The organism is Paenibacillus sp. AR247, assembly GCF_002968895.1.
In the GTDB taxonomy this organism is placed as follows: domain Bacteria; phylum Bacillota; class Bacilli; order Paenibacillales; family Paenibacillaceae; genus Paenibacillus_AQ; species Paenibacillus_AQ favisporus.
This window is the reverse complement of sequence record NZ_PCZT01000045.1, coordinates 1-6786: the sequence shown is the minus strand read 5'-3', so window position 1 is coordinate 6786 and position 6786 is coordinate 1. Positions and strand designations below refer to the sequence as shown.

At 51.4% G+C, this 6786-nt stretch carries 7 protein-coding genes; 4 read left to right on the top strand and 3 right to left on the bottom strand.

The genetic code is table 11. From position 1 onward, the window contains the following. Positions 1–445 (top strand): DUF6223 family protein (locus tag CPT76_RS35545; protein ID WP_258169112.1); only part of this gene is annotated, 445 nt, incomplete at its 5' end. Positions 446–584: 139 nt separating this feature from the next. On the opposite strand, the gene CPT76_RS35540 is transcribed toward CPT76_RS35545, so the two are convergent. Further along, a complete protein-coding gene (locus CPT76_RS35540; RefSeq protein ID WP_105446232.1) occupies positions 585–1481 on the bottom strand; it encodes an alpha/beta hydrolase in 897 nt (298 codons plus the stop codon). 130 nt (positions 1482–1611) lie between these two features. Here CPT76_RS35540 and CPT76_RS35535 point away from each other — a divergent pair, with 130 nt between their 5' ends. After that, a complete protein-coding gene (locus CPT76_RS35535; RefSeq protein ID WP_105446231.1) occupies positions 1612–2577 on the top strand; it encodes a helix-turn-helix transcriptional regulator in 966 nt (321 codons plus the stop codon). Between the two features lie 217 nt (positions 2578–2794). Then, positions 2795–3391, top strand: a complete 597-nt coding sequence (locus tag CPT76_RS35530) for a TetR/AcrR family transcriptional regulator (protein WP_105446230.1) — start codon at positions 2795–2797, stop codon at positions 3389–3391. 89 nt (positions 3392–3480) lie between these two features. On the opposite strand, the gene CPT76_RS35525 is transcribed toward CPT76_RS35530, so the two are convergent. Then, positions 3481–4371, bottom strand: coding sequence for an NmrA family NAD(P)-binding protein (locus CPT76_RS35525; RefSeq protein ID WP_105446229.1), 891 nt, complete (start codon positions 4369–4371; stop codon positions 3481–3483). Positions 4372–4408: 37 nt separating this feature from the next. Then, positions 4409–4801 (bottom strand): nuclear transport factor 2 family protein, encoded by a 393-nt coding sequence (locus CPT76_RS35520; RefSeq protein ID WP_105446228.1) that lies wholly within the window; start codon positions 4799–4801, stop codon positions 4409–4411. 284 nt (positions 4802–5085) lie between these two features. Here CPT76_RS35520 and CPT76_RS35515 point away from each other — a divergent pair, with 284 nt between their 5' ends. Then, positions 5086–6489 carry a HAMP domain-containing protein gene (locus CPT76_RS35515; protein ID WP_258169111.1) on the top strand — a complete coding sequence of 468 codons (1404 nt, stop codon included), beginning with the start codon at positions 5086–5088 and terminating at the stop codon, positions 6487–6489. The last annotated feature ends 297 nt before the right edge of the window (positions 6490–6786 follow it).

Below are 6786 nucleotides of genomic sequence, written 5' to 3'. Positions count from 1 at the left end.
GAGGAACGTATCAAAAAACAAAAAGGAGCTTTGGCAAATGAAAATAAAGATGGTGATGTTCACTATATTTTGTGTTTTTCTACTTGTTCCATCAGTTGCTTCCGCTGCAGCGGCCAATGGTAATGTCGGATACGGAGAAGCTACCCCTGGGCGAATCTGGGCTTCGTTAGATGCGATGTTGGGCTTGATCGGCGCGATCCTCGGCGGGCTTTCTTTGGCTCGCTCCGCAGGTCGATTCGGTAAGGGCAGTGGAAGGCGCGGGGCCATCGTGTCCGCAGTGGTGGGGCTGATTGTTATAGCCTACGCCCTGCTGCACTTGACCATTTTTACCGGAGATTTCGGAACCGGCAGTGGGCGGGCCGGAGCCATCATTGCCATTGTAATGGGGCTGGTCAGTATCGTCCTTGCCGGGCTGACTTTGGCTCGATCCCGCCATTCGGGCTGATGAGTAATCGTTAAATACCTGATTTCGGCCGACCTGGACCGCTGCAAGCGGTCCAACAAAAGAAATGCAATAAAGAAAAAAATGCTCTCCTTATTGTATAAGGGAGCATTTTTATTGGCGAATCTTTAAACAATTGCATTCAACATCTGAGATGCTGTGTGATGAACAGTGCAGCACGGTCCAGGGCTTGATCGGCTTCATCAAGAATACCTGTGAACGCCTGGAACACATGCGGGACGCCGGCGGTAACGTCAAGGATGACATCGACGCCTGCTGCACGTGCACGATCGGCTAACTGCGTGGAATCGTCAAGAAGCAGCTCATTGGTTCCGACCTGCAGCAGGATCGGTGGGAATCCGGTAAGATCGGCGAACCTGGCGGGGCTTACGAGTTCATGATTCTGATCCTGTCCTGCGAGGTACATCTCGTCCGTCAATGCGAAGCCCTCACGGGTGAAGAACGGATCGAGCCCCATTTTGCTATCCATACTTGCTCCGGAATGCGTCTTATCGAGTCCCGGCGAGAACGTCACTACCGCTGCTGGCATTGGCAGGCCTGCGTCCCGTGCCATCAGGCAAGTCGAGACAGCAATACCGCCGCCGGCGGAGTCGCCGGCAAACGCAATAGATGACGCCTGGGCTCCATTGTCCAGAAGCTCACGATAGGCTGCGAGAGCATCCTCAAGAGCCGCAGGGAACGGATGTTCAGGGGCGAGGCGATAATCAAGTGAGACGGACCGGATACCGGTCTTGTCGACCAGGTTCGCGGTAAGGGACATAGCGGTGTACGGGGAACCCATAATATACGAGCCGCCATGGAAATAAAGAATGATTCCTGGGCGGGTATCCTGTGCAGGGTCAACGATCACACCGGGCCGATTACCAATGGTCGTCGGCGTGGTCCGCACGCCCGCTGGTACTAACATAGTTGCCATCATGGAAGCGAAGTTCGCGCGCATCTCCTCGACGGTTTGCGGCTTGGCGGGCTTAGGACGCCGCAGCATTTCATCCAGTTTTTTACGTTGTTCTCTAGACATATGAATAATCTCCTTCTCTTTTTTTATATCGCTTTCTACCGTAAATCTCTCCCAACGATCCGGCGTATTCATAGTGTATAATATGAATGTGACAGAACTTGTCACTATAATCTTTTGGGGGTGAATATTTATGGGGAAGTCGAGGCGCCTGATTGAACTGATGATGGCGGTAAATCGAATGCGGAAATTCACCGTCAAAGAGCTTGCCGAAGAATTTGGTGTGTCTACCCGAACCATGCTGCGCGATTTGCAGGAGCTGAGTGGAATGGGAGTGCCTTTATACTCTCAAGTTGGTGCAGGTGGGGGATACCATGTTCTGACAGAGCGAAGCCTTCCACCGATCTCATTTACGGAAAATGAGGCATTCTCCATGTTTTTTGCTTCCCATGCCCTTCGACACTTCAGCTCGCTGCCTTTCGAGGCATCTGCAAAATCCGCACTTCGAAAATTTTACAGGTATTTACCGGAAGATGTGAAAAGTCAGATCGACGAGATGCGAAACCGAATTGACTTCTTTACGCATACACGCCCAGAACGAGCTGGCTACCTCGAGTTATTGCTCCAAGCATCCATTAGAAGGTTGCCCGTAACCATCAATTATGGAATTCGAAAGAATGTTACCAATGAAAGAACGATTCAACCCATCGGTATATATGCCCATGAGGGATATTGGTTTTGCCCAGCTTACTGCTATTTACGAAAAGCTTTCCGATTATTCCGGGTAGATCGGATAGGGTCAGCCGTCTTGGCGGATGCCGAAGCGTCAACGCCTACAGTGGATGTTTCAGAGGTAGATTTAACGAACTGGGGGCCTCATTTCTACAGCACTCTGGAAAGCGTAGATGTTAAAGTGAAACTAACGGCAAAAGGGATTGAGTTATTCCGAGAAAAGAGCTGGATTTTCCCTTGGGGAGAAGTACATAGTTCCAATGACGGCACAGGCATACTGGAAATGGGTATCTTCCCGTCCGAAATACCATTCTTTGCTGATTATTTTTTTTCGTTCGGTGCTGAAGCGGTCGTGCTCCAACCGGAAGAGCTAAGAGAAGCGGTCAGAACAAAGCTGGTCCGTGCTCTCGAAGAGTATAAAGTTTAAAACTGCTAGTCTCCCGATTTCAAGTTTATTGGTGGATTTAGATTTCTTTCGCAAGTTAGATGCGGAGAACATTCCGCATGTTCTCTCACCCATTGTTCCCTGTCCACGGCAATCGATAGAGGTTTGTTGGCCGACTGGTGCATATGGGAATTGTGAGGGTTCGCCCGCAATTATAGTATAATAACTAATATGAATAACTGGAGAAAGGGGGAGGACCGTGGCAAGAACGAAGGCTTTTGATACGAATGAGATCCTTCATAAAGCTATGAATATCTTCGGGAATCGCGGCTATGAAGGCACCTCGTTACCGGATTTAATCACTGGACTGGGCATTGCCCGTCAAAGTATATACGATACGTATGGAACGAAGTGGGAGTTGTTTTTTGCAGCAGTCAAGCACTATATGGATCAGAAGAATCAGGAGCTGAGGAAGCATTGTGAAGGGCCTGGAACGGTGGTTGACAAGGTGGAGCTCGTCTTCACTACCATCATTAAGGTCCTAATGGACCCCGAACAGCGCCTGCAATGCTTCATTATTAGCAGCGCGATCGAGCAGGCCCCTCACCATGAGGAGCTGGCTGCTTATTTACAGGCGAATACCGAACTGTCGGAGCAGATCTTTTACACGATGCTGGAACATGCGGTGACAGAAGGGGAAATAGGCACGGAGGTGAACATCCGAGACCTTGCCCGTTTCCTCGTGCATGAGCGGATCGCTCTGATAACGTCAGCCAAGCTCGGAATGGATGAGCCGAAGCTGCTTGGCATCATGCAAATGGTACTGTCCGTCTTCCGGACGATGCAAGGCAGCTAAACGGTAAGTCTCTCATATAAGTGAATCCCTGAACCCAAAAGGCTCTCCTGTGGTCATCTTAAACGATGATGACAGGAGAGCCTTTTTTCTCAAAGTGCCTTTTGGATATCCGTTGAAAACCATGCCTTGTTCAGCGAAATGAATTGTTCAAGGGAACGCGGCTCTCGCCCGGTTACACGAAGTACCGTGTCTGTAACTTGATCCTCCATTCCTTTGAGGCGGATATCGACATCCATACCGGCCAGGTATTTGGCATAGCTTTCCGGCAAGCCGGAGGCCTTATGCCGCTCTGTAAGTTGCTCTGGTGTGATATGGATATGCTTGGCGTTCAGGCCGGTAACGCTGCGAATGACTTGGGCCACATCGTCATAAGCGAGGGATTCCGGGCCAGTAATGATAAGCTCCCGGTTATAGGACTCCTTGTCGGTTAGGGCATGGAAGCCTACAGCTGCAATATCATCGGCGTCGACGAAACCTACCCTGCCGTCTCCAGCTGCAGTATAGATGTGCCCGCTTTGGCGCAAGGAGTATCCGTGCCCGTGTCCGGCATTCGTGAAGTTCTGCATGAAGTAGGAAGGGCGCAGTACGGCCCATTCGGGGGCGTGCTCACGAAGATAATGGTGAACGGCGCCGAAGACGGGGCCATTTTCCGGAATCGAGGCACTGGATAACAGGACGAAGCGCTTAACCGAGGCGTCAAGTGCTCTGCGGATAAAAGGAATCATGACCTCTTCAGGGTGCATACTTGCGGGTGCAACCAAATACACGGCATGAACTTCCTTTAGGAGGTCATCGTGGTTAGAGTCATCAAACCAGTCGAACGGGACGTGTTCACCCATTTTTTTATCCCCAGGCTTGGGTATACTGCGTCCGGCTCTTCGAACCAGGTAGCCTTGACTGTCGAGCAGCTGTGCAATGCGGGAGGAGGTATTGCCCTCTCCTCCGGTTAGTAGAATGCGCGTGAATGATTCATTATGCATACGGTTATCTCCTTCAGTTCTAATAATTGTCTATATCTTACGCTAATGGATTCCAGTAGTCCTGATAATGGACAATCTTTCCATTTAGAACTTCGACTACGGATATATAGCTTTGCTCATAAGGTCTGCCTGTGACCAGGTTTTTGCCGCTCGCCCCGAACTGAGCGAAGAACACCGGGGAGCCGGCCGCTACATGAATGACCGGTGAAGTGAATGAGGTGATCTCAAGCACCTTCCCTAACTTCTCCAAATACTCCTTTAGCGCGGCTTTTCCCTTCAGGCGTTTAGGATTAGGTTCCTGAGCATAAGGAAATTCGAAGACGATATCTTCAGCAAACAAATTGATAAATGCAGCATAATCCTTACGAATATAACGGTCTGCGAAAAGATGAATGAGCTGCTCGGCTTGCTCGTGTGACAAGGTACTCATTTCTGCTGCCTCGCTTTCTTGATGGAATAGGTGTCATAACCCAATGATGGATGGGCTAGACTCACTATATCACTTTCCGGACTGAACAGTCAAATATATTCGGACCAATCGATCAAAAAAAGTTCGGGCTGTTCGGACGGTTTTTTGTGCTTTCGCTAAAGTGTAATTTTTAACTTTTAACTGGCAGGAAAATGACAGATTTTAATCGGCATAGTAGAATAATAGAGAAATCATGTTTACCAGCAATGAACGGTGTAAAATTATGTCGAGAGAGGGATTTGACTATGTCGGATCAGCATTTGAAACCGGATTCGCAAGAGAGCCAGGTTCAGTCCAAGGAACTGCTCGATGCGCTGATGGCTTTTAAAAAGGGCGATTTTACATACCGCATGCCATACGATCAGACGGGCATCGCTGGAAAAATCGCAGACACCTTTAATGAGATCATGGAAATGCAGGAGAGCCTTGTGTCCGAAATCGATACCGTTGCCAGGGTTGTCGGTAAAGAGGGCAAGCTGTCGCGCAGGTTTTCCCATAAAAATACCGGCGGGTCTTGGGAGGCGGCCGTAGAATCGTTAAACGGTCTTGTCAGTGACCTGATCCAGCCGACCAGCGAGATGGTGCGCGTGATCAACGCGGTTGCCCAGGGCGATCTGCGGCAAAAGGTGGATCTGGAGTTTGAAGGGCGGCCGCTGACCGGCGAGTTCAAAAAATCCGCAAACAACATCAACAAGATGGTCAACCAGCTGAGCAAGTTTGCTTCCGAAGTGACCCGCGTAGCCAAAGAGGTGGGGACCGAAGGCATTTTGGGCGGTCAAGCCGATGTTGAAGGCGTCTCGGGGACATGGAAGGATCTGACCGACAGCGTGAACGGCATGGCGGCCAATCTGACGAGCCAGGTCCGCAGCATCGCCGAAGTGACGACGGCAGTGGCCAAGGGCGATCTCACCAAGCAGATCACGGTCAATGCCAGCGGCGAAATTTTGGAATTGAAAAATACGATTAATACGATGGTGGAACAGCTGTCGACCTTTGCGTCCGAGGTCACCCGTATGGCCCGCGAGGTCGGCACGGAAGGAAAGCTCGGCGGGCAGGCGAACGTCAAGGGCGTGTCCGGCACGTGGAGAGATTTGACGGAGAGCGTCAACGACATGGCCACGAATTTGACGGATCAGGTCCGCAATATTGCGGTCGTTACGACGGCTGTTGCCAACGGGGATTTATCGAAAAAAATTACGGCCAACGTTCAGGGTGAAATCCTGGAACTTAAAAATACGATCAACACGATGGTGGACCAGCTGTCCATGTTCGCTTCCGAAGTGACGAAGATCGCCCGCGAAGTCGGCACCGAGGGCATATTGGGCGGTCAGGCGGAGGTAAGCGGCGTAGCGGGAACATGGCGTGACTTGACCGAAAGCGTCAACTCCATGGCCAGCAATCTGACCAATCAGGTTCGCAACATCGCAGAAGTGACGACAGCGGTGGCAAAGGGCGACCTGTCCAAGCACATCACGGTTAACGCCAAGGGTGAAATTCTCGAGCTGAAAAATACGATCAACACGATGGTGGATCAGCTCAGCACGTTTGCGTCCGAAGTTACCCGCGTGGCCCGCGAGGTCGGAACGCTCGGCATGCTCGGCGGTCAGGCGCGAGGTGAAGGGCGTGGCCGGCACGTGGCGCGGATTTGACCGAGAACGTCAACTACATGGCCTCGAACCTGACGAATCAGGTGCGCAATATCGCCGTCGTGACGACGGCGGTGGCGAACGGGGACCTGTCGAAGAAGATCACCGCGGACGTGCAGGGCGAAATCCTTGTAGCTGAAAAACACGATCAACACAATGGTGGATCAGCTCAGCACGTTTTGCATCCGAGGTTACCCGCGTCGCCCGCGAGGTCGGCACCGAAGGGAAGCTCGGCGGACAGGCCGAGGTCCGGGGCGTCGGCGGCACGTGGAAGGATTTGACCGAAGGCGTCAACAACAT

What these genes read in the sequence shown, in the direction of transcription:
- CPT76_RS35520 (WP_105446228.1), bottom strand. Translation starts at nt 4,801, where the DNA reads ATGAGTACCTTGTCACACGAGCAAGCCGAGCAGCTCATTCATCTTTTC.
- CPT76_RS35515 (WP_258169111.1), top strand. Translation starts at nt 5,086, where the DNA reads ATGTCGGATCAGCATTTGAAACCGGATTCGCAAGAGAGCCAGGTTCAG.
- CPT76_RS35540 (WP_105446232.1), bottom strand. Translation starts at nt 1,481, where the DNA reads ATGTCTAGAGAACAACGTAAAAAACTGGATGAAATGCTGCGGCGTCCT.
- CPT76_RS35525 (WP_105446229.1), bottom strand. Translation starts at nt 4,371, where the DNA reads ATGCATAATGAATCATTCACGCGCATTCTACTAACCGGAGGAGAGGGC.
- CPT76_RS35535 (WP_105446231.1), top strand. Translation starts at nt 1,612, where the DNA reads ATGGGGAAGTCGAGGCGCCTGATTGAACTGATGATGGCGGTAAATCGA.